Raw genomic sequence first — 20406 nt, forward strand, 5'->3', positions numbered from 1 at the left:
AGGCTGTGATCCTGCCCGGAATTTGAACGAGTGGCCCCCTGGTCTTGCTCGACGCGGGACCCGAACCGGGGAGGTGGCTAAAGCCGTGGAGCCGACCGCCCCAGCCACAGCGGGTTTCTCCCCGCCTTGGTGCTCGCTCCAGCCGCGCGACCGGCGTAGCCGGGGCCAGAGCGGGCCGAAGGCAGGAGCGTCGGGCCCCGGCGGCGAGCCGGGGAGCGCGCGGCGAGCGGAGCGAGCCGCCTTGATGAAGTAGAGAAAGTCTTATCCCGCTGTGATGAGCTGCTTGCCGTCGTGGCTCCGCACGTGAGGGCCGTTGCCGTCCAGGGCGTCCAGGAGGCGGACCGCGTAGACCTCTGCCATGCGCTCGCTGACCTCGCCGGGTGTGAGCCAGGAGACGGCTGTCGACTCGCTTGATGTGCGCTCGGTGCCGCTGGAGGGCTTGCAGCGGAAGACCAGGGCGACGATGCCTCGGGTCGTGTTCTTGTAGACGCCGGTGAGCTGATCCACCTCGACGTGAATGCCTGTCTCTTCCCAGACCTCGCGGGCAACGCCGGCTTCGGGTGTCTCGTTGAGTTCGAGGATGCCGCCGGGGAGCTCCCAGGTGCCGTTATCGGCTCGGCGGATCGCCAGGAGGCGGCCGTCCTCGCGCACCACTACTCCGGCGACGGACACGGAGTGCAGGGGAGAGGGTGTCGCTTCCTGTGGTTGACTCATGTAGAGGAGCATAGGAGGCAGGGAAGGACTATGGGAACTGCGGCGGGAGGGGCCGGTTCCGGTCCTCGGTATGTGCAGATCGCTGATGACCTCGTGCAGCAGATCCGGGCGGGGGTTCTCAAGGCCGGCGACATGGTGCCGAGCGAATCCGAGCTGGTGGACCGCTACGGCGTCTCCGGCGGGACCATCCGTAAGGCCATGGTCGAGGTACGGGCGAGCGGCCTCGTCGAGACCAGGCACGGCAAGGGCTCGATCGTGAAGAACCGGCCCCCCGTACGGCACCGCTCCTCCGATCGCTTCCGGCGCTCGCTCCGGCAAGGTGGCCAGGCCGCCTATCTCGCGGAGTCCGCACAGTCCGGCGCCACCGCGAAAGTCAGCGTCCTCTACATCGGTCCCATGGACGCGCCCGAGGATGCCGCCGAGCGTCTGGGCGTTCCCGCCGGTACGCAGGTGTTGGCCCGTCGGCGCCTCTACTTCCGTAACGGCACCCCGGTGGAGACCGCCTCGTCGTACCTGCCCTGGGACGTGGTGAAGGAGATCCCCGAGCTGTTCGCCGAGAACCCCGGGGGCGGTGGCATCTACGCCCGACTCGAAGACCACGGGCATGAGTTTGCGGAGTTCGTCGAGACGCTGCAAGCGCGCCCGGCCTCGAAGGCGGAGGCGTCGGAACTAGCGCTCAGCCCTGGCGCGCCCGTGGTTCACCTGATCCGGGAGGCCCGTACGACCGCGGGTCGGGTGGTCGAGGTGTGCGACACGCTCATGGCCGCTGACCAGTTCGTTTTCGAGTACCGGATCCCTGCCGACGACTGACGTCCGCTCAACTTCAGTCAACCCGTCGCGAGTTCTTCTTCGCGGCGGGTTGACTCATGTACAGGAGTCGTGCACTCTTCTTCATGTCACTCATGTACATGAGTGGCGGAGTTCAGCATCTATAGAGGAGTGATCTGCTGTGCGTCAGATTCCCGTCGACACCTCCAGCGCTGTCGTGATGGTCGCCAAGACTCCGCAGGTAAAGGTCCGTGACCGCCGCACCGGTGAGATCGCCACCGACATGGAGACCGGTGCTCAGCTCATGACCGTGGACGTGATGTTCGCGGCGAACGAGGAGGTGGAGATCCTGTCCGTCACCGTTCCGGAGCCCGGGATCACCGGTGAGCTGTCCATGGGTACGCCGGTCGCGCTCACCGGACTGGTCGCCCGTCCGTGGGAGAACGACTTCAACGGTCAGCGGCGGCACGGCATCGCGTTCCGCGCGGTCGCGGTCACCTCGCTCGCCGACGTCGCCGTCGCAGGGTCGAAGGCGGCCTGATCATGACCGCCTTCACGGTCGCTCTGGTGCTGGTCGTCGCCGCTGCAGGTCTCCTGCGGTGGCGGCGGCCCGCCTGGTACTGGCTGGCCTTCGGGGTCACTCTGGCCGCGCTGCGGGTCTTGGTCCGGTACCGCTCGGTCATGGACGCGTGCGGGTTGACCGTTCCGCCAGCCCGGTGGCGGATATCTCTGGCTCGGGCCACCAATCGGCCGATACCTGAGCCCCGCCCACCGCGTATCCGGCGGCTGCGGCCGACTCGCACCGGCCTGGTCCTCCGACTCAAGCTCCGTCCCGGGCAGGACGTCTTCGACATCGCCGCGGCCTCGGATCGGCTTCGGCACTCGTTCTCGATGTTCGGCGTGACCTCGCGTGAGGTGCGGTCCGGTGTCGTCGAGGTGCGGATGACCGGATACGACGTGCTCAAGCGGGTGCAGATGCCTGCTGAGACGGAGACCCGGGCGATGCGGGTACCGGTCGCCCTTCGGGAGGACGGGTCGGTGCACTACCGCGACTACCGCGCGATACCTCACGCCCTCACCCTCGGCGCCACGGAGTCCGGCAAGTCGGTCTACCAACGCAACCTGGTCGTCGGCCTTGCTCCACTGGACGTTGCCCTCGTCGGTATCGACTGCAAGCAAGGGGTCGAACTCTTCCCGCTGGCGCGCCGGTTCTCAGCGTTGGCCGACAGCCCGGACACAGCTGCCGAACTCCTTGATGCACTTGTGGCGCGGATGGCGGACGTCTACCGCCTCATCCGTACCCAGCAGCGCATCACCGTCGATGTGCCGGACGCGGAGATCGCCGCCGACATCTGGGACCTGCCTGATGAGCTCCGGCCTACCCCGGTCGTAGTCCTGGTCGACGAGGTGGCCGAACTCGCCCTGTACGCAACGAAGGAGGAGGAGAGGCGGCGGGACCGCATCATCACCGCCCTGGTCCGTCTCGCGCAGCTCGGCCGCGCCGCCGGTATCTACCTCGAAATCTGCGGACAGCGCTTCGGCTCCGAACTCGGCAAGGGCATCACCATGCTCCGCGCCCAACTCACCGGCCGCACCGCCCACCGTCTCAACGACGAGACCTCCGCCAACATGGCCTTCGGCGACATTGCCCCGGACGCGGTCCTCGCCGCCATCCAGATTCCCGCCGAACTGCGAGGCCTCGCCATCGCGGGAGACGCGTCCGGCGGTTGGCACCGCATCCGCGCTCCGCACACCTCGCTCCGCCAGGCCGTGAACCTCTGCAACCGGTACGCCGACAGGACCCCGGACCTGCCCGAGCTGGCCCCTTTCCGGCCCACCACCGGCACCGCCACCGAGCTTGTGCCATCGGCGAAGGCCTCTCCGGCCACCGCCTGATCTCTCCCCCCACCCGGTAGGCGTGACCGTCTTCGCGCCGAGTCCCTACCACTGCCATGCCCAGAGAAGGGAGAACCGCCATGTGCCCCGACTGCGAGGACTTCACCCGGACCGTGCTCCTGCTCGGCCAACTCGCCCTTTACGCCGACATGGCCGGCGCCGACCTCGACTTCGTGGACGTCGTCAGCCCGTCCCTCGCCCTGTCGCTGCCGGAGCCGCCGCCGGGCACGTTCCCGGACGACTCCGACCCCGCTGAGGACCTCTGATGGGGGCCCGGCACGGTCTTCGGATCGACGCGGTGTTGATCCAGGCGGTCATCGCCGGAGCTCTGTCCTTCGCCCACCTGCACGACCTCGCCGCCGCGGCCGGACAGGACGGCTGGAAGGCATGGGCCTACCCGGTCAGCGTCGACCTGCTCCTTGTCGCCTCCTGGCGTCGGCTGCGCAGTGAGGGCCCGTCCCGATTGGCCTGGTGCTGGTTCCTGATCGCCCTGTTCGCCTCGCTCGGCGCCAACGTCGCCACCGCCGGGTTCCTCGACCTGGCCGACCCGCCGGCCCCGCTCCGGCTCGGCATCGCCGGATGGCCCGCACTCGCTTTCCTCGGTGGCACTCTCCTCGCCCACTCGTCGGGGAAGCCGAAGCCGGTTCCTCCAGCCGCCCTCACGGAGACAAAGGACGTCGGGCCAACGCGTGTGCCTGACGCCGCCCCGACCTCATCCCCGGCCGATGAACCCCCTGCGACAACGGCCCTGTCCTCGCCCCCGGCCCCGTCCCCGGATCCGCCCGTCCCCGCCGTGCTGATCGACCACGCCCGCAAGGTGGCCGACGAGTACCGCACCCGCACCGGATCACCGATCGATTCCGACATCCTCCGCTCCCGCCTCGGCGTTCCGCCCCACCTTGCCGACGCCATCGCCGCCCGCCTCAGCTGACTGCAAAGGAGAACTGAGATGACCCACGATCCCGCCGACCTGACCGTGGCCGACTACCTCGACGGAGCGCGTGAGATGGCCGCAGCCGGACGTCCCTTCCTCGCTCACCTGCTCGCCGAGGAAGCCGCACGGCGCGTCGACGACCCGTCCACCGCCCGCAGCATCCGCACCCAGTACACCGACCCGACGACCGACAGGGGCTGACCGGCATGCCCGCCCGCGACAGCTTCCACTCCGTGATGCGTATCGGCCCCGTGCAGATCGGAACCCACCGCGACCGCACCGGCCGCACCGCCCACGCAGCCGTCTGCACTGCCGACCGCTGCGGCTGGTCCGCCGACTACTCCAGCCGGACCGCCGCCCAACTCGCCGCCCGTACCCACCGCTGCACCGTCCGTTAGGAGACAGCGTCCATGGACGTCCCCCTCTGGATCGCCCTGCTGGTCGTCGGCTACCTCGGCATCAAGCTCTTCCGTCCGCCGGTGTGGCTGATCTGCGTGCTCCTCCTCGGCGGCTACCTCCTCGCCGACAGCCTCTTCGCCTCCGTCATCGACACCGCCGTCAAGTAACCCGCGCCCGGGAGAGGAGAACCACCCATGTTCCAGCCCAAGATCCCGACCATGCCGCAGCCCTCGGGCATGGTCACCCCGCCCGCCGTCGTCCAGCCGACCACCATCACGCCGGGCACGCCTGCCCCGGCACCCGCCGCCGCCCCTGAGCCGTCCCGTCCGGTCGTACAGCTCACCCCGGGCACTGCGGTCGCGCTCGTCGGTGCCGGTACTGCCGTCGTCCTGGTCGTCGGCACCGTCCTGGTCTCGCTGCTCCTGGCGGTCGCCGTCACCAGTGCCTCGGTCGCGGTCTGCGCGGTCGTCCTGCGCTCCCTGATCGCGTCCGACGCCAAACGCCGCTGACCGGCCCCCGGGCGGCCTCGATACCGCCAAGCATCCGCCGCCCGGGAGCCGTGCCCACCGATCGATCTCGCAACCGGAAGGAACCCCCAGCATGGCCCACCGGCCCTCACCCTCGAAACAGAAGCGGTCCATGCCCGCCCCGCAGCTCGACCCGACCGTCCTCGGGGACGTCCTCCGGGTGGCCTCGGCCTCCGACTACACCCGCTGGGAGGACCAGATCCGCCGCACCGGCGGCTGTGCCGATCCCGTCCATCTGAGCGGCTGGGTAGCCCACAAGGACAAGACCACCGGCGAGACCCTGCACCGCTACTCGACCGCGTACGAGCCGGGCGGACGTCTCCGCATCGCCTGCGGCAACCGCCGTGCCTCCCGCTGCCCCTCCTGCGCCTGGACCTACGCGGGCGACACCTACCACCTGATTCGTGCCGGCCTCGCCGGAGACGACCGCCGCGACATCACCGCCGCCGTCCGCGACCACCCGCGCGTCTTCGCCACCCTCACCGCACCCTCGTTCGGCCCCGTCCACAACCGCCCCGACCGGGGCACCTGCCGTTGCGGCACCGCGCACGCCTCGGACTCCGGGGACCTGGGCTCCGCCCTTGATCCGGAGACCTACGACTACGCGGGCGCTGTGCTCTTCAACAACCATGCCGGGGAGCTCTGGCAGCGTTTCACCACCCGACTCCGCCGCGAACTCGCCATCCACGCAGGAATCCCACGCCGTGAGCTGGGCGACCATCTCCGCGTCTCCTTCGGCAAGGTCGCCGAATTCCAGAAGCGCGGAGCCCTCCACTTCCATGCCGTCGTACGTCTCGACGGCCCGGAGGGACCTTGTACTCCGCCGCCCTCTTGGGCCACGGTCGATCTCCTCACCGACGCGATACGCGCCGCAGCCGCGCACTCGTACACGTCGGTCTCCGTCCCGGCTGCCGGTGAACAGCCGTCCCGGACCTTTCGATGGGGCCGACAGCTCGACGTCCGCCCGGTCAAGGCCTTCGGCGACGGTTCAGATGTCACCGAACAGGCCGTCGCCTCGTACGTGGCCAAGTACGCCACCAAAGCCGCCGAGAACACCGGCACCCTGGACCGCCGTATCGGTGAACTCGCCGAACTCGACCGCCATCGCGTTCCCGATCACACCCGCCGACTCATCACCGCATGCCGTGAGCTCGACAGTCTCTACCCGGACCGGCGCCTCTGGGCCTGGGCCCACATGCTCGGCTTTCGCGGCCACTTCTCGTCCAAGTCCCGCACCTACTCGACCACCCTCGGCGCCCTCCGCCAGGAACGCGCCCACTACCGCGCTACGCAGGAAGCGACGGTCCTCGGCCTGGCCGACCGTGAACCGGACACCGTCCTCGTCCTGACGGACTGGCAGTACGTCGGCCACGGGCACACCCCCGGCGAAGGAGCTCTCGCCGCCACCATTGCCCGTGACCTTCAGACCAACCGCGAGACTGCCCGCGACGCACTGAAGGAGCGCTCTGCCAACGAGGGGGAGTGGTGACCGTGGCGGACCGACTGCTCACCGTGAATCAGGTCGCCGAACGCCTCGGCACCGGTCTCCGCTTCCCCCGTCGGCTCATCGAGGAACGCCGCATCACGTTCGTCAAGGTCGGTCGGCACGTCCGCATCCCCGAGAGCGCCGTGGAGGAGTACGTCAGTGCCCACACGGTGGCGCCGATCGTCCTGCGGCCCGTCTCGGCGTACTCGTACCGGAGGGCCGCCTGATGGCCGCCAAGCGTAAGTCCCGACGAGCCTTCGGCCGGATCCGGAAGCTGCCGTCCGGCCGGTTCCAGGCTCGGTATCCGGGGCCTGACGGCGTGCTGCGCGCCGCTGATCAGACGTTCGCGACAACGACGGACGCCGATCGCTGGCTGGCACGGAAGCGAATCGAGATGGAGGAGGGCCGCTGGCTCGACCCCGCCGAGGGACGGACCACCGTCCGCGATTGGTCGGCACGGTGGCTCACCGCGGTCTCCCCGCAGCTCAAGCACAAGACACAGGCGTCGTATCGGTCCCTGATCAACTCACTGATTGTTCCGGCGCTCGGTGATCGTGAGCTGTCCAGCCTTCGGCCGATCGCCATCGTGGAATGGGTCGGCGCGATGAAGACCCGTGGTCTCAGCGCATCGCGGATCAGGCAGGCCTACCGGGTGCTCTCGCAGATCATGCGGGCGGCCGTCGACAACGAGATGATCGGGCAGACCCCGTGCAGGGGCGTGAAGCTGCCTCGCATGCCGCAGACCGAGCCGCACATCCTCACCCCGCTGGAAGCCTCACGGATCGTGCGGAGCGCGACGAAACCGCATGACCTGCTGATCTCCTTGCTCGCCTACGCGGGTCTGCGGGTCGGAGAGGCGTTCGCGCTGCGGCGAGCGGACATCGATGTGTCGGGCGGCCTGGTCCTCGTCGATGAGAACCTGGCCGAAGCGAACGGCACCCTCGTCTTCGACACTCCCAAGTCCCATCAGAAGCGGGTCCTGCGGATCGGGCCGTCACTCGCGGCGCGGATCGGCCGGCACCTGGAGACGCTGCCCGGCGAGGAGGACGCTCTCCTCTTCGTCACGCCCGGCGGCAAGCCTCTGCGCTACAACCAGTGGCGCAAGGCGTACTTCGATCCCGCCGTGGCGGCGGCCGGTCTCACCGACGTCACGCCGCACGACCTGCGTGCCTCGCACGGCACGTGGGTCGCCGACCGCTACGGCGTCATGACCGCCGCCCATCGGCTCGGCCACTCGAACGCGAGCGTCACTACCCGGCACTATGCCCGGCCGGTCGCCGGTCGAGACGATCAGGTTGCCGAAGCGGCTGACACGTGGCTCGAAGGGCAGGAAGAGGATGGGCCGAACAAGGAGCACAAGCCTCTGTGAGGCCCTGTAAATCCTGTCGCCCCTGGCCGAGAACATGGCCAGGGGCAACGCGCTGTACGGCGTCCGAATGTCGCTCTACTGCTCGGTGGTGCGGTTCTCACCGTCAATCTCGTAGATCCGCCCCTGAAGCTGTTCACCGGCCCACTCCAGCTCGACGCCCAGGTCGAACCAGTGCCGGTCCTTGCGTACTCCGGGCGGTGAGAGGTTGACCGCCGCCCAGGAGAACACTCCCAGCAGGACGGAACGCCCGTGCTGCGTCGTACGCACGGACAACGCAAACGGCGCGGCGAGTGCCGCGCGGGTGACCAACATGACCTGGTCGTTTTCGGAAGGCTGACGCCCGGCCGTCAGGAACCGTGGTGTCTCAAGGATCTTGACCCACTCGACCACTGCGTCAGCCACCTGGGCCCGCAAGGACTCTTCGATGCCCTCCCGGACGGCGGCCGCGGGGTTATCGCCTAGCCAGCCAAGCCAGTGATCAGGCTCGGTGAGCTTGCTGAAGTCGTCTTGCGGCGCCCCGTGGCGGGGATTCTCCTGGTACTCACCTGTCAGTTTGCCGCTGCTGTCCACCAGCCAAGCGCCACGGATCGCCTCCGGGGGCACGTAGCCGTTCGGGTCGTCGATATACGCCGGGTCGATCTCGGCGACGCTGCCACCGGGGTTCTCAGCAGCCGCAGCTAGTAGTGCTGGTTCCTTCGGTATGCCCTTACGTTGGCTGCGCCAGCCAAAACGCAACACGTCCCCACCCCTGTCATCGCCCGTCCAGTTGTCCGCGATTCTGCCTCACCGGTCAGGATGGGCTGAGGGCATTTGAGACGGTGACAGGGGGGTGAGGCCACCCCAGGGGCACGTAGCGGGCACGGTAAGCGCGGCGAAGGCTGCGGCGAGACGGTTTCCTGCGCCTGACCTGCACTGAAGCTGGTACGTCACCTGATCCCCGAAAGGTCTTGAAAACCGTCGTGGCAGCGATGTCACCGTGGGTTCAAATCCCACACCCACCGCAGGCGAGAGGGCCCCCGACCAGGACATTCGGTCGGGGGCCTCTCGCGTGCGCGTCGTTCGTCGGGCACCAAAGGGGGTGCATCCCGGGGGCGGTTGACCGTAGCGTCGTCGGATGTTCGATGATCTGGAGATCGGTGTGCTGCCGCGAGGGCGACGGTTCCCGCCCAGTCTGCGGATCCTGGTCAACGGCGAGGACGTGGTGGCCGGTGCGGTCGGTGAAGGAGGGCGGGGGCCGCTCGTTGCCGATGTGCTGCCGGCCGGCGGCCCCGGTCTGTTGTGGGCGACCGGCGAGGCTCGGCGGGTGGAGTTGGGGGAGCCGGAGTGTTCGGGAGGGTGCTGCGGGTTTCTGACCGTGGTGGTTCAGCGTCTCGGGGGCATCGTGCAGTGGTCCGACTGGACGGTCCCGTACAAGGAGGACGCCCCGCTGGAGTTCCACTTCGACGCCGATCGGTACGACGCCGAGCTGCGCCGGGTGGGGGCGGTCCGGTGAACGCGTAGGGCGGGCGGCCGGGGCGAGCGTGACCCGGTCCGGCCACGCCGCCGGGAGCGGCCCGAGTGGTGCCCCTCCTCAGGGTGGGTGCGAGTGGTCTCGCTCTGCCGGGGTCGGCCCGAGCGGTCTCACTCCGCCGGGACCGGTTCGAGCGCGCCGAGGACGGCGGGTGCGTCCTTCTTGTGCGTGACGACGAGGACCGGTACGCCGTTGTCCTCGCACTCCACGACCACCGTCCGGCCGTCGTAGTCGGGGCGGCCCCTGGGGTCCGTCAGGTAGGGCGGGCGGACGCGGAGCGGGGTCAGGGTGCGCGGGGTGGCCTTGCGGTGGAAGGCGCCCGTGGGGTCGGGAGTCGTGGCCAGGACGCCGGGGCCCGCGACCAGGTAACCGGCGTGGTTCGCGTACGGGACTTCGCCCATGATCAGGCCGGGGAAGCACGCCTCCTCGGTCAGCACGGACGGGTGCAGTGCGATGGTGTCGTCGCCGCGATGGCGCCGGTGCAGGAACGGGGCGGCCAGGGCGCAGAGCACCAGGACCACGACGCCGGCCACGCCCGTCAGTTGCAAGGCGTCGCCGATGTTGTCGCCGGCCCAGGCAGCCGTCGCGCCGAACAGAGTCAGGAACGTGCCCCCGGTGATCGTCAGGCCGACCTGCCAGGGGTACGCCAGGGGCGACCGCCTGCTGCTCCAGGCTGTCGCGGCCGCGGCCGTCAGGAACATCGCCCCGAAGACGCCGAGGAGCAGACCGATGGTGAGGGGCAACCGGAAGGACTCGCGCGGGTCCGCGTTCGTGTAGCGGCGGTCCGGCCCGAGGTCGACGTACCGGATCTGGTCCTGCCAGTACGTGACCTCGATCGTCGCTCCCGGACGGGCGGCCGGAAGCCGTTCCAGGTTGCTTTCGATCATGGTGCGCGTGGACGTTCCGCCGGCTTCGGTCAGGTACAGCCAGTACGACGAGGTCTTGCGCCCGGTCTCCCTCTCGGTGCGGTCGAGCACCGCGGTGACCGTCCACAGACAGTCGGAACCACTTCCGCCGGGGGCCGTGCACGCGGGCGCCGCGGTGAAAGCGCGCTCGTCGTCGCGGGCGTCCGGCGTGGTGAGGAGCAGCAGCCAGGCCGCCACCAGGGAGAGCAGGATGCCCGCTGCCAGGTAGGGGCGTATCGGCCCACGGAGGGCAGGGGCGGCCTCATGGCTCGGTGTCGGGATCACCTCCGCATTCTGTGCCGGTGGGAGCGGAAGCGACATGGGTGATGCCTGCATGTCCTGATGCTGCTTCCTGCCGGGATTCGGCAGTGGCCGGGTGCCGCGGGCCACGGCGGTGGGGAGTCGTCGGCCCCTCTCTCGCCGACATCCCGTCAGGCCGCGCCGTCGTGTTGCTCGCCCCGCCCCGAGGTCAGCCGTGCCGCCGAGGCGATCGCGGCGCGGGCCTCGTGTTCCGGCAGTCCGGTGCGGACGGCGGCGGCGGTGAGGCCGTCGGCCAGGGCGTCGCCGAAGCCGTGCTCGTAGGCGCGGCAGGCCGCCCAGAACAGACGGGTGTTGCGCTGGCCCTCGTGGGCGGCCAGCACGAACTGGATCAGGCCCTCCCCGCGACGGGCCGCGGTCGCCGGTGCGCCGGGGGCCGAGCCCGTGCCGGTGGCCGGTCCGGACGGGGTGCCCGAGCCCGTTCGCGAGCGGGCGGCGCGGCCGGGCGGTGGGGTCAGGAGGCGGAGCAGGGCGCGGGGGCAGGGGGCCGGGGTGAGGTGGGCGGTGCCGGGGGCCAGGCGATAGCGGCCGTGGGCGGTGACCGAGCCGGGGCCGACCAGATAGCCGCCGCTGCCGCGGATGTCGATGCCCGGGGCGAGGCGGCCGGCGGAGTTGGGGACCGTGGCGTCGGCGGGGCCGGTCAGCCAGAGGTGGCGGCCGCCGCTCGGGGTGAGCACCGTGACCGTCGGCGGGATGGTGAACAGGTGCTGGAGGGCCAGCTGCCGCAGCGCGCCCGCCGCGTCGCTGCCGTACGCGGGGTCGACGTCCAGGTCGATGCCGATGAGGCGGTGCGGGGCCCGTCCGCAGGCGATGCCGTAGCCGGCGGCCCGGGGCGCGGCGGCGAAGAGGGCGCGGACGGCCGCGGGGTCGGTGGTGGCGTCGTGCACCCCGTGTCCCGGCAGCCCGCACTCCCCCCGGCAGTGCGCCGGGCGCTGCTCGCCGCGGTGAGGGGAGCGCAGGGCGGGGAGCTTGGTCGCGGACAGGGGGAAGACGGGGAGCCCGCGCCCGGCGGCGGCGAGGGCGTGGGCGAGGGCCAGGGTGGGGGTCTGCCGGTCGATGGTGGCCATGGCGCTATTTTCGTACAGATGTTCGAGGAAGGGAAGAGGGGGAGGTCTGGGGTGGGGTGGAGGCGTGCGGGAGGGGCGGGTGCCGGAACGCTTCTCCTCGGGCGCGCCGGCGGGTCACCGTGACCACCGGGCTGACCTGGACTTTCGCGCGACTCGGGAGGTTTATCCGCTCTTCGTCATACGTGAGAGGGAATCGGGAGGCGGTGAGGGGTTCGCCGGGGGCGCGCTGGGCAACTCTGGTCTCGCGACGTTGTGAACAGCACCGGGGTGGTCGGCCAACTCCCCCGGGACCAGCCGAATATGAAGCCGCAATTCCGTTTCCTGGAGGAAATGACATGGCAAGTATCCGTACCGCTCGTGCCCTCGCCGCTGTCGCTGCCCTGCCCCTGACCGTCGCGCTCTGCGGCGGGGTGGCCATGGCGGACAACGGCTCCTTCGCGAACGACGGATCGAACGCGGCTGTGGCGACGGTCGGCGGCAGCGGCGTCGGCGGCATCAACACCGGCAACTCGTCCACCACCCAGCAGCAGGCGGTCGGGGCCGGTGCGTCGAACCAGAACACGTCCGCCCAGGTGAACGACTCGGCCTTCGTGCCGATCGACCAGTCCGACCACAGTGTCGCGGTGAACTTCACGCCCATCTTCTGGTGATCGCCCTCGGGTGACACGGCCGTCGGGACCTCCCGGGGGGTGGGTTCCGACAGGTCGAACGGCAGCCCGCGCGAGCGCACTTCGGTGTCCTCGCGCGGGCTGCCGCCGTCTTGACAGGGATCAGTATCTGACGGACAGTCAGATGTGTCGGAACGTGGACCGCCGGTCGCCGGGTGAGTCGGTCGCCGGATACGCCGGTCGCCGGACGGGAGCGGCGTTCCAGCTTCTCCGTATCCGCAGCTCTGGAGGCCCCTCCGTGCATCTCGCTCCTACGGAACGCCAGCAGCGACTCCGCGCCGAACTCCGTTCGTATTTCCGCGCGCTGATGCCCGATGCGGCAGGCGGAGATACGGGCGCGGAGAAGGGCGGGGGCGGCGGGGACACCGGGCCGGACGCGGGCGAACAGCGCCGGTTGCTCCGCCGGATCGCCGCCGACGGCCTGCTCGGCCTCGGCTGGCCCGAGGAGTACGGCGGCCGGGGCCGGGGCCCCGACGAGCAGTTCGTCTTCTTCGACGAGGCGTACCGGGCCGGCGCCCCGGTCTCCATGGTCACGCTCAACACCGTCGGCCCGACCTTGATGGCCTACGGGACCGAGGAGCAGAAGGATTACTTCCTGCCCCGCATCCTCGGCGGCGACCTCGTCTTCGCGATCGGCTACAGCGAGCCCGAGGCCGGTACGGACCTGGCGGCGTTGCGGACCCGCGCCGTGCGGGACGGCGACGACTGGGTCATCGACGGCCAGAAAATCTTCACCAGCAACGCCCAGCAGGCGGACTGGATCTGGCTCGCCTGCCGTACGGATCCCGAGGCCCCCAAGCACCGCGGCATCTCGATCATCCTGGTGCCCACGGACTGCCCCGGCTTCTCCTGGACGCCGATCCGGACGGTGGGCGGGGTCACCACCACCGCCACCTACTACGACGGCGTACGCGTCCCGGCCACGAACCTCGTCGGCGCGGAGAACCAGGGCTGGCGGCTGATCACCAGCCAGCTCAACCACGAACGCGTCGCCCTGGCCGCGATCGGCATGCAGGCCGAGGACTTCTTCGAGCAGTCCCTGGCCCACGCCCGTACCTCCGACCCCGTGACCGGGAGGCGCCGGATCGACGAGCCATGGGTGCGCGCCCGGCTCGCGGAGGCGTACGCCCGCCTTGCGGCGACGCGCCTGCTGAACTGGCGGCTGGTCGACGCGGTCGGCGCCGGAGCGCCCGCCCCCGGAGAGGCGAGCGGAGTGAAGTTCGCGGGCACCGAGAGCGCCGTCGAGGTCTACCGGATGTGCCAGGAGGCCGTCGGCGACGCCGCCCTGCTCCGGGGCGGTTCTCCCGGCTGCTTCGGGCCCGGCGGTGAGCTGGAGCGGATGAACCGCGCGGCGCAGATCAACACCTTCGGGGGCGGCGTCGGCGAGGTGCAGCGAGAGATCGTCGCGACGACCCGGCTCGGGATGACCCGGAGCAAGCGATGAGCGAGCGGGAGGGTGAGCGGGAGGGTGAGCCCAGCCGTGAGCCGGGCCGCGGGGAGCGCGACGGCCGCCGGCTGCCTGACGGCAAGGGGCCTGACGGCGGCCGCGAGCCCGACGGCAAGGGGCCTGACGGCAGCCGCGAGCCCGACGGTCGGGATCAGCTGTACGAGCAGCTCGCCGCCTACGAAGGCCGCGCCGCCGCCACCGGGGGGAGGGGCAAGGACCCGGTCAACGAGCCCATGATCCGGCACTGGTGCGAGGCGATGGGCGACACCTCGGCCGCCTACCGGGGCCCGGGCGCCGTCGCCCCGCCCACGATGCTCCAGGCGTGGACGATGGGCGGGCTCTCCGGGCGCAAGGACGGCACGGGGCGCTCCGCGGCGTACGACGAGATGTTCGCCCTGCTCGACGGCGGCGGCTACACCTCCGTCGTCGCGACCGACTGCGAGCAGGAGTACGCGCGGCCGTTGCGCCCCGGCGACCGGATCACCTTCGACACGGTCATCGAGACCGTCTCCCGGCGCAAGACGACCAAGCTCGGCACCGGCTATTTCGTCACCACCCGCACGGACGTCCGCGCCGAAGGCGAACCCGCCGGAACGCACCGCTTCCGCATCCTCAAGTACCGCCCCGCACAGCGGGAGAAGCCTGCTGACCCTCCTCTGCGCCCCCGGCCCGTGATCAATCGCGACAACGCCGGATTCTGGGCCGGAGTCGCCGAACACCGGCTCCTCGTCCAGCGCTGCACCGACTGCGCGACCCTGCGCCTCCCCTGGCTGCCCGGCTGCAACGCCTGCGGCGGCGCGGAGTGGGACACGGTCGAGGCGGGCGGGGAGGGAACGGTCTTCAGCCATGTCGTGATGCATCACCCGCCGTTTCCCGCCTTCAGCCCGTCCGGCGAGGGCGGACCGTACGCCGTCGCGCTGATCGAGCTGGCCGAGGGCGTCCGCATCGTCAGCAACGTGATCGGTGTGCCGTACGACAAGGTCCGCGTCGGCATGCCCGTACACCTGGAGTTCCTCGTCACGGACCCCGACCTGGAACTACCGGTCTTCCGGGCGAGCGAAGGCGGTTGAGATGGAGTTCACCCCGAGCGAGGAGCAGTCCGCCGCGCAGGGACTGGCCGCGCGCATCTTCGACGACCTGTCCACGCACGAGCGGCTGACGGCGGCAGGCACGGGCACGGACGCGGAGCTGTGGAAGGAGTTGTGCGCGGCGGGGCTGCCGGGCGCGGTCGAGGACATCGGTCTGCTCGGCCTCGTCCTGCTCCTGGAGGAACAGGGCCGGACCACCGCCCAGGTCCCGTTGGCGGCCACCTGTGTGTACGGGCTGCTCGCGGTCGCCGAGCACGGGACGCCGGAGCAGCGCGAGCGCCTGCTCCCCGGTCTGCGCGACGGTACGGCGGTGGCGACGGGCGCCTTCCCGGCGCGGGGCGGCGTACACACCTCGGGCGGCGCTCTGTACGGGGTCGTGCCCTGGGCGCCCTGGCTGCGCGACGCCACCCAGGTGCTGGTGGCGGACGCCGACCGGGCCCTGTGGATCGTCGGGGCCGACGCGCCGAACCTGGCCGTGGTGCCGGTGGAGACGACCGCGCCCTGGTCGGCGGGACGGCTGGTTCTCGACGGCGTACGCGGGGAGCGTCTGGGGGGTGGGCCGGAGACGTACGCGGCCGTCCTCGCCACGGCCCGTACCGCGTTCGCCGGACTTCAGGCCGGGGTGTGCGCGGGCTCACTGGCCCGAGCGGTCCATCACACCGTCACCCGTGAGCAGTTCGGGCGTCCGCTCTCCACCAACCAGGGAGTCCTGCTCCGCGCCGCCGACGCCCACATGGACACCGAGGCGATCCGGGTCACCGCGTACGAGGCGGCCTGGCGGCGGGACGACGGACGGGAGTACGGGGCAGCGGCGCTGACCGCCGCCTGGTGGGCCTCGGAGGCGGGCAAGCGGGTCGTCCACGCGGGCCAGCATCTGCACGGCGGCACCGGCGCCGACCTCGACCACCCGGTCCACCGGCACTTCCTCTGGGGCCGTCAGCTCGACGCGTATCTCGGCTGCGGCAGCGAAGTCCTGGAGGAACTGGGCCTGTTGTTGGCTGCCGACCGTCAGGAGGACACGTCGTGACGCCCACGTACCGCGTCGGCGACGAGCTGCCGCCCCTGGACATCCCCCTGACCCGGACCCTGATCGTCGCCGGGGCCATCGCCTCGCGCGACTACCAGGACGTGCACCACGACGCGGACCTGGCCAGGGAGAAGGGCTCCCCCGACATCTTCATGAACATCCTCACCACCAACGGGCTCGTCGGCCGCTACGTCACCGACCACTTCGGGCCGAACGCCGTCCTCCGCAAGGTCGCGATCCGCCTCGGCGCCCCCAACCACCCGGGAGACGTGATGCGGTTGACCGGACGCCTCACGGAGCTGACCGGTGCGGAGCCCGTACTCGCGACGATCGCCGTCACCGGCGACAACGGCATCGGCCGCCACGTCACCGGCACGGTCACCGTGGCCCTCCCGTCCCCGAGCGACGAAGGGGCCGGAGCATGAGCATCCGCAGGGCCGACTCGCTCGGCGGGAAGGCCGCGATCGTCGGCATCGGGGCCACCGAGTTCTCCAAGGACTCCGGCCGCAGCGAGCTGAAGCTGGCCGTCGAGGCCGTCCGCGCCGCCCTCGACGACGCGGGTCTCACCCCAGCGGACGTGGACGGGCTCGTCACCTTCACCATGGACACCAGCCCCGAGATCACCGTGGCCCAGGCGGCCGGCATCGGCGAGCTGTCGTTCTTCTCCCGGATCCACTACGGCGGTGGCGCGGCCTGTGCCACCGTGCAGCAGGCCGCCCTGGCGGTGGCGAGCGGGGTCGCGGACGTCGTCGTCTGCTACCGGGCCTTCAACGAGCGCTCGGGCCGTCGCTTCGGCTCCGGCGTCCAGCGTCGCGAGCCGACGGCCGAGGGCACGGCGCTCGGCTGGAACCTGCCGTACGGGCTGCTCACCCCGGCTTCCTGGGTGGCGATGGCGGCCCAGCGCTACCTGCACGCGTACGGCCTGGAACCGGAGGTCTTCGGGCACGTGGCGGTGGTCGACCGGCGCCACGCGGCGCGGAACCCGGCGGCGTACTTCCACGGGAAGCCGATCACGCTCGCCGACCACGCCGCGTCCCGCTGGATCGTGGAGCCGCTGCGGCTGCTGGACTGCTGCCAGGAGACGGACGGCGGCCAGGCCCTGGTCGTCACCAGCGTGGAGCGCGCCCGCGACCTGCCCCGACCGCCCGCCGTCGTCGTCGCGGCGGCCCAGGGCGCGGGCCGGTCGCAGGAGCAGATGACGAGCTTCTACCGGGACGGGCTGACGGGCCTGCCGGAGACCGCCGTGGTAGCCCGGCAGCTCTGGCGCAGCTCCGGACTGTCGCCGGCCGACATCGACGTGGGCATCCTCTACGACCACTTCACCCCGTTCGTCCTGATGCAGCTAGAGGAGTTCGGCTTCTGCGGACCCGGGGAGGCCGGGGCGTTCGTCGCCGCGGACGCGCTGCCCCTGAACACCCATGGGGGCCAGCTGGGGGAGGCGTACCTCCATGGGATGAACGGCATCGCGGAGGCCGTCCGGCAGATCCGGGGGACTTCGGTGAACCAGGTGGCCGGGGCGGCGAGGTCGCTGGTCACGGCCGGTACGGGCGTCCCGACGTCGGGCCTGGTCATCGGCGTGGACGACTGAGCGGCGAGGCCTCGCCCCCGGGCGCTCTCGGGGGTGGACCCCTACGGCCGGGCGGAGGCCCGTCCACCTTCAGGAGGTGCAGGGTACGCACCCCCTACAACCTGAGGCGGACGAGGCTTCGGGACCTGGGGGCGATCCCCTCGGCGGTGCCCGCTCCTAGCGTTGAGTACATGACCACGCCAGTCTGCACGGGCGCCTCCAGGGCGGCCTCTGCCACCACCGCCGGCCACCCCCACGCGCCCTACGCGTCGTTCTCCTCGTACGTACGGGCCCGGGGGCCGGTCCTGCTGCGCACCGCGCGCTCGCTCACCGCGAACCCGTGCGACGCGGAGGACCTGCTGCAGACCGCGCTCGCCAAGACGTACGTCGCCTGGGAGCGGATCGAGGATCACCGGGCGCTGGACGGCTACGTCCGGCGGGCGCTGCTCAACACCCGCACCTCGCAGTGGCGCAAGCGCAAGGTCGACGAGTTCGCGTGCGAGGAACTGCCCGAGCGGGAGGCCTTTCCTGCGCCCGACCCGGCCGAGCAGCAGTCGTTGCACGACGCGATGTGGCGCGCGGTGCTCAAGCTCCCGGACCGCCAGCGCGCGATGGTCGTCCTGCGCTATTACGAGGACCTGAGCGAGGCCCAGACGGCGGAGGTGCTCGGCGTGTCGATCGGTACGGTCAAGAGCGCGGTCTCCCGTGCCCTCGGCAAGCTCCGCGACGACCCGGAGCTGACGCCGGTCCGCTGATCCGGACGGCCCGGCACGCTCCCTCAGGAGGTCCTGACCCTGCTCCCCAGCAAGGGGCCCCAGCAGGGGTTCCCGGCAGGAATTCTCCCGCGAGTAGTGACATACCGCTTGGTATGTGCGCAGAATCAGCGGAACCTTACTGCCGCGTAGCGCCTACCGGGAGGACGCCGTGCTGAGCACCATGCAGGACGTACCGCTGACTGTCACCCGCATCCTGCACCACGGGATGACGATTCATGGGAAGTCGCAGGTCACGACCTGGACCGGCGAACCCGAACCCCACCGTGTCACCTTCGCCGAGATCGGCGCCCGCGCCACCCGGCTGGCCAACGCGCTGCGCGACGAGCTGGGCGTCGACGGCGACCAGAGGGTCGCGACGCTCATGTGGAACAACTCCGCCCACGTCGAGGCGTACCTCGCCATTCCCTCCATGGGCGCGGTGCTCCACACCCTCAACCTCCGGCTGCCGCCCGAGCAGCTCACCTGGATCGTCAACCACGCGGACGACAAGGTGGTGATCGTCAACGGCTCGCTGCTGCCACTCCTCGTGCCGCTGCTGCCCCACCTGCCGAGCATCGAGCACGTCGTCGTGTCCGGCCCCGGCGACCGCTCCGCCCTCGCCGGTGTCACGCCGCGCGTGCACGAGTACGAGGAACTGATCGCCGGCCGCCCCACCACGTACGACTGGCCGGAGCTGGACGAACGCCAGGCCGCGGCCATGTGCTACACCTCCGGCACCACGGGCGATCCCAAGGGCGTCGTCTACTCGCACCGCTCGATCTACCTGCACTCGATGCAGGTCAACATGACCGAGTCGATGGGGCTGACCGACAAGGACACCACGCTCGTCGTCGTGCCCCAGTTCCATGTGAACGCCTGGGGGCTGCCGCACTCCACGTTCATGAGCGGCGTCAACATGCTCATGCCGGACCGCTTCCTCCAGCCCGCCCCGCTCGCCGACATGATCGAGAGCCAGCGCCCGACGCACGCCGCCGCCGTTCCCACCATCTGGCAGGGCCTGCTCGCCGAGGTCACCGCCAACCCGCGCGACCTCACCTCCATGGCCAACGTGACCATCGGCGGCGCGGCCTGTCCGCCCTCGCTGATGGAGGCGTACGACAAGCTCGGCGTCCGGCTCTGCCACGCCTGGGGCATGACGGAGACCTCGCCGCTCGGCACCATGGCCCACCCGCCCGCCGGCCTGAGCGCCGACGAGGAGTGGCCGTACCGGGTCACCCAGGGCCGCTTCCCCGCCGGGGTCGAGGCGCGGCTGGTCGGCCCTGGCGGCGAACACCTTCCGTGGGACGGCGAGTCGGCCGGTGAGCTGGAGGTCAGGGGCCCCTGGATCGCCGCCGCCTACTACGGTGGCGCCGACGGCGAGCACCTGCGCCCCGAGGACAAGTTCAGCGAGGACGGCTGGCTGAAGACCGGCGACGTCGGTGTGATCAGCACCGACGGCTACCTCACCCTCACCGACCGGGCCAAGGACGTCATCAAGTCGGGCGGCGAGTGGATCTCCAGCGTCGAGCTGGAGAACGCGCTGATGGCGCACCCGGACGTCGCGGAGGCGGCCGTCGTCGCCGTGCCGGACGAGAAGTGGGGCGAGCGCCCGCTCGCGACGGTGGTCCTCAAGGAGGGCGTCACCGGAACCGACTACGAGGCGCTGAAGGAGTTCCTCGCGGAGTCGGGCATCGCCAAGTGGCAGCTGCCGGAGCGCTGGTCGGTGATCGCCGCCGTACCGAAGACGAGCGTCGGTAAGTTCGACAAGAAGGTGATCCGCAAGCAGTACGCGGAGGGCGAGCTGGACGTCACCCAGCTCTGAGGCTTCGGTTCCTCTTCTGTTTCACGTGAAACAGGGCGGGGGGGGGGGGGGGGGGCCCCCCCCCCCCCCCCCCCCCCCCCCCCACCCCCCCCCCCCCCGGGGGGGGGGGGGGGGCCCCCCCCCCCCCCCCGCCGCTCAC

25 protein-coding genes are annotated in these 20406 nt (G+C 70.9%); 21 read left to right on the plus strand and 4 right to left on the minus strand.

Translation table 11 applies throughout. From position 1 onward, the window contains the following. Positions 1-261: 261 nt before the first annotated feature. Positions 262-726, minus strand: a complete 465-nt coding sequence (locus ACIRJT_RS15955; protein WP_403909262.1) for an NUDIX hydrolase — start codon at positions 724-726, stop codon at positions 262-264. Between the two features lie 18 nt (positions 727-744). Here ACIRJT_RS15955 and ACIRJT_RS15960 point away from each other — a divergent pair, with 18 nt between their 5' ends. The 12 genes from ACIRJT_RS15960 to ACIRJT_RS16015 all read left to right on the plus strand — a co-directional run bounded on the left by ACIRJT_RS15960 (position 745) and on the right by ACIRJT_RS16015 (position 8093). Beyond that, the gene (locus ACIRJT_RS15960; protein WP_100563290.1) at positions 745-1524 is read left to right on the plus strand and encodes a GntR family transcriptional regulator; all 780 of its coding nucleotides are present in this window, start codon (positions 745-747) and stop codon (positions 1522-1524) included. A gap of 139 nt (positions 1525-1663) precedes the next feature. Continuing rightward, the gene (locus tag ACIRJT_RS15965) at positions 1664-2023 is read left to right on the plus strand and encodes a hypothetical protein (RefSeq protein ID WP_403909266.1); all 360 of its coding nucleotides are present in this window, start codon (positions 1664-1666) and stop codon (positions 2021-2023) included. Between the two features lie 2 nt (positions 2024-2025). Then, on the plus strand, positions 2026-3378 hold the full coding sequence (locus ACIRJT_RS15970) for an FtsK/SpoIIIE domain-containing protein (RefSeq protein ID WP_403909269.1): 1353 nt from the start codon (positions 2026-2028) through the stop codon (positions 3376-3378). Between the two features lie 80 nt (positions 3379-3458). After that, entirely contained in the window at positions 3459-3644 is a 186-nt protein-coding gene (locus ACIRJT_RS15975) for a hypothetical protein (protein ID WP_403909272.1), read from the plus strand. Further along, on the plus strand, positions 3644-4309 hold the full coding sequence (locus tag ACIRJT_RS15980) for a DUF2637 domain-containing protein (RefSeq protein WP_403909275.1): 666 nt from the start codon (positions 3644-3646) through the stop codon (positions 4307-4309). The genes ACIRJT_RS15975 and ACIRJT_RS15980 overlap by 1 nt, the downstream gene beginning before the upstream one ends. An 18-nt stretch (positions 4310-4327) precedes the next feature. Further along, positions 4328-4513 carry a hypothetical protein gene (locus ACIRJT_RS15985; RefSeq protein ID WP_403909279.1) on the plus strand — a complete coding sequence of 62 codons (186 nt, stop codon included), beginning with the start codon at positions 4328-4330 and terminating at the stop codon, positions 4511-4513. Between the two features lie 5 nt (positions 4514-4518). Continuing rightward, entirely contained in the window at positions 4519-4710 is a 192-nt protein-coding gene (locus tag ACIRJT_RS15990; RefSeq protein WP_003967784.1) for a mobile element transfer protein, read from the plus strand. 12 nt (positions 4711-4722) lie between these two features. Continuing rightward, on the plus strand, positions 4723-4878 hold the full coding sequence (locus ACIRJT_RS15995; protein ID WP_010060553.1) for a hypothetical protein: 156 nt from the start codon (positions 4723-4725) through the stop codon (positions 4876-4878). Between the two features lie 27 nt (positions 4879-4905). After that, a complete protein-coding gene (locus ACIRJT_RS16000) occupies positions 4906-5220 on the plus strand; it encodes a SpdD-like protein (RefSeq protein ID WP_403909282.1) in 315 nt (104 codons plus the stop codon). A gap of 91 nt (positions 5221-5311) precedes the next feature. Continuing rightward, positions 5312-6727, plus strand: a complete 1416-nt coding sequence (repSA, locus tag ACIRJT_RS16005) for a replication initiator protein RepSA (protein ID WP_403909285.1) — start codon at positions 5312-5314, stop codon at positions 6725-6727. Positions 6728-6729: 2 nt separating this feature from the next. Continuing rightward, positions 6730-6951, plus strand: a complete 222-nt coding sequence (locus ACIRJT_RS16010; RefSeq protein WP_403909288.1) for a helix-turn-helix domain-containing protein — start codon at positions 6730-6732, stop codon at positions 6949-6951. Next, entirely contained in the window at positions 6951-8093 is a 1143-nt protein-coding gene (locus ACIRJT_RS16015) for a tyrosine-type recombinase/integrase (RefSeq protein WP_403909291.1), read from the plus strand. Before ACIRJT_RS16010 ends, ACIRJT_RS16015 begins: the two co-directional genes overlap by 1 nt. Positions 8094-8168: 75 nt before the next feature. Here the strand turns inward: ACIRJT_RS16015 and ACIRJT_RS16020 are convergent, their stop codons facing one another. Beyond that, positions 8169-8831: a hypothetical protein gene (locus ACIRJT_RS16020; protein WP_403909294.1), complete on the minus strand. Its 663-nt coding sequence runs from the start codon at positions 8829-8831 to the stop codon at positions 8169-8171. Positions 8832-9207: 376 nt separating this feature from the next. Between ACIRJT_RS16020 and ACIRJT_RS16025 the strand changes: the two genes are divergently transcribed. Continuing rightward, positions 9208-9585, plus strand: coding sequence for a hypothetical protein (locus ACIRJT_RS16025; RefSeq protein ID WP_403909297.1), 378 nt, complete (start codon positions 9208-9210; stop codon positions 9583-9585). Positions 9586-9713: 128 nt separating this feature from the next. Here ACIRJT_RS16025 and ACIRJT_RS16030 read toward each other — a convergent pair whose 3' ends face one another. Continuing rightward, positions 9714-10793 (minus strand): hypothetical protein, encoded by a 1080-nt coding sequence (locus tag ACIRJT_RS16030; protein ID WP_403909300.1) that lies wholly within the window; start codon positions 10791-10793, stop codon positions 9714-9716. 146 nt (positions 10794-10939) lie between these two features. Next, on the minus strand, positions 10940-11893 hold the full coding sequence (locus ACIRJT_RS16035; RefSeq protein WP_403909302.1) for a bifunctional DNA primase/polymerase: 954 nt from the start codon (positions 11891-11893) through the stop codon (positions 10940-10942). Positions 11894-12228: 335 nt separating this feature from the next. Between ACIRJT_RS16035 and ACIRJT_RS16040 the strand changes: the two genes are divergently transcribed. From ACIRJT_RS16040 to ACIRJT_RS16075, 8 genes are all read left to right on the plus strand, one after another. Beyond that, entirely contained in the window at positions 12229-12543 is a 315-nt protein-coding gene (locus ACIRJT_RS16040; RefSeq protein ID WP_050359915.1) for a hypothetical protein, read from the plus strand. 256 nt (positions 12544-12799) lie between these two features. Further along, complete coding sequence (locus ACIRJT_RS16045) at positions 12800-14005, plus strand: acyl-CoA dehydrogenase family protein (protein ID WP_403909305.1); 1206 nt, start codon at positions 12800-12802, stop codon at positions 14003-14005. After that, on the plus strand, positions 14002-15078 hold the full coding sequence (locus tag ACIRJT_RS16050) for a bifunctional MaoC family dehydratase N-terminal/OB-fold nucleic acid binding domain-containing protein (RefSeq protein WP_403909308.1): 1077 nt from the start codon (positions 14002-14004) through the stop codon (positions 15076-15078). The genes ACIRJT_RS16045 and ACIRJT_RS16050 overlap by 4 nt, the downstream gene beginning before the upstream one ends. Before the next feature lies 1 nt (position 15079). After that, complete coding sequence (locus tag ACIRJT_RS16055) at positions 15080-16123, plus strand: acyl-CoA dehydrogenase family protein (RefSeq protein ID WP_403909311.1); 1044 nt, start codon at positions 15080-15082, stop codon at positions 16121-16123. Next, a complete protein-coding gene (locus ACIRJT_RS16060) occupies positions 16120-16548 on the plus strand; it encodes a MaoC family dehydratase (protein WP_403909313.1) in 429 nt (142 codons plus the stop codon). Before ACIRJT_RS16055 ends, ACIRJT_RS16060 begins: the two co-directional genes overlap by 4 nt. Continuing rightward, positions 16545-17711: a lipid-transfer protein gene (locus ACIRJT_RS16065; RefSeq protein ID WP_403909316.1), complete on the plus strand. Its 1167-nt coding sequence runs from the start codon at positions 16545-16547 to the stop codon at positions 17709-17711. The genes ACIRJT_RS16060 and ACIRJT_RS16065 overlap by 4 nt, the downstream gene beginning before the upstream one ends. A gap of 170 nt (positions 17712-17881) precedes the next feature. Continuing rightward, positions 17882-18445, plus strand: coding sequence for a SigE family RNA polymerase sigma factor (locus ACIRJT_RS16070; protein WP_403909318.1), 564 nt, complete (start codon positions 17882-17884; stop codon positions 18443-18445). 169 nt (positions 18446-18614) lie between these two features. Further along, the gene (locus tag ACIRJT_RS16075) at positions 18615-20267 is read left to right on the plus strand and encodes a long-chain fatty acid--CoA ligase (protein WP_403909321.1); all 1653 of its coding nucleotides are present in this window, start codon (positions 18615-18617) and stop codon (positions 20265-20267) included. Positions 20268-20406: the final 139 nt, after the last annotated feature.

Origin of the sequence: Streptomyces sp. NPDC102283, assembly GCF_044766265.1 — a bacterium.
In the GTDB taxonomy this organism is placed as follows: Bacteria; Actinomycetota; Actinomycetes; order Streptomycetales; family Streptomycetaceae; genus Streptomyces.

What these genes read in the sequence shown, in the direction of transcription:
- ACIRJT_RS15955 (WP_403909262.1), bottom strand. Translation starts at nt 726, where the DNA reads ATGCTCCTCTACATGAGTCAACCACAGGAAGCGACACCCTCTCCCCTG.
- ACIRJT_RS15960 (WP_100563290.1), top strand. Translation starts at nt 745, where the DNA reads ATGGGAACTGCGGCGGGAGGGGCCGGTTCCGGTCCTCGGTATGTGCAG.
- ACIRJT_RS15970 (WP_403909269.1), top strand. Translation starts at nt 2,026, where the DNA reads ATGACCGCCTTCACGGTCGCTCTGGTGCTGGTCGTCGCCGCTGCAGGT.
- ACIRJT_RS15975 (WP_403909272.1), top strand. Translation starts at nt 3,459, where the DNA reads ATGTGCCCCGACTGCGAGGACTTCACCCGGACCGTGCTCCTGCTCGGC.
- ACIRJT_RS15980 (WP_403909275.1), top strand. Translation starts at nt 3,644, where the DNA reads ATGGGGGCCCGGCACGGTCTTCGGATCGACGCGGTGTTGATCCAGGCG.
- ACIRJT_RS15985 (WP_403909279.1), top strand. Translation starts at nt 4,328, where the DNA reads ATGACCCACGATCCCGCCGACCTGACCGTGGCCGACTACCTCGACGGA.
- ACIRJT_RS15990 (WP_003967784.1), top strand. Translation starts at nt 4,519, where the DNA reads ATGCCCGCCCGCGACAGCTTCCACTCCGTGATGCGTATCGGCCCCGTG.
- ACIRJT_RS15995 (WP_010060553.1), top strand. Translation starts at nt 4,723, where the DNA reads ATGGACGTCCCCCTCTGGATCGCCCTGCTGGTCGTCGGCTACCTCGGC.
- ACIRJT_RS16000 (WP_403909282.1), top strand. Translation starts at nt 4,906, where the DNA reads ATGTTCCAGCCCAAGATCCCGACCATGCCGCAGCCCTCGGGCATGGTC.
- repSA (WP_403909285.1), top strand. Translation starts at nt 5,312, where the DNA reads ATGGCCCACCGGCCCTCACCCTCGAAACAGAAGCGGTCCATGCCCGCC.
- ACIRJT_RS16015 (WP_403909291.1), top strand. Translation starts at nt 6,951, where the DNA reads ATGGCCGCCAAGCGTAAGTCCCGACGAGCCTTCGGCCGGATCCGGAAG.
- ACIRJT_RS16025 (WP_403909297.1), top strand. Translation starts at nt 9,208, where the DNA reads ATGTTCGATGATCTGGAGATCGGTGTGCTGCCGCGAGGGCGACGGTTC.
- ACIRJT_RS16035 (WP_403909302.1), bottom strand. Translation starts at nt 11,893, where the DNA reads ATGGCCACCATCGACCGGCAGACCCCCACCCTGGCCCTCGCCCACGCC.
- ACIRJT_RS16040 (WP_050359915.1), top strand. Translation starts at nt 12,229, where the DNA reads ATGGCAAGTATCCGTACCGCTCGTGCCCTCGCCGCTGTCGCTGCCCTG.
- ACIRJT_RS16050 (WP_403909308.1), top strand. Translation starts at nt 14,002, where the DNA reads ATGAGCGAGCGGGAGGGTGAGCGGGAGGGTGAGCCCAGCCGTGAGCCG.
- ACIRJT_RS16055 (WP_403909311.1), top strand. Translation starts at nt 15,080, where the DNA reads ATGGAGTTCACCCCGAGCGAGGAGCAGTCCGCCGCGCAGGGACTGGCC.
- ACIRJT_RS16065 (WP_403909316.1), top strand. Translation starts at nt 16,545, where the DNA reads ATGAGCATCCGCAGGGCCGACTCGCTCGGCGGGAAGGCCGCGATCGTC.
- ACIRJT_RS16070 (WP_403909318.1), top strand. Translation starts at nt 17,882, where the DNA reads ATGACCACGCCAGTCTGCACGGGCGCCTCCAGGGCGGCCTCTGCCACC.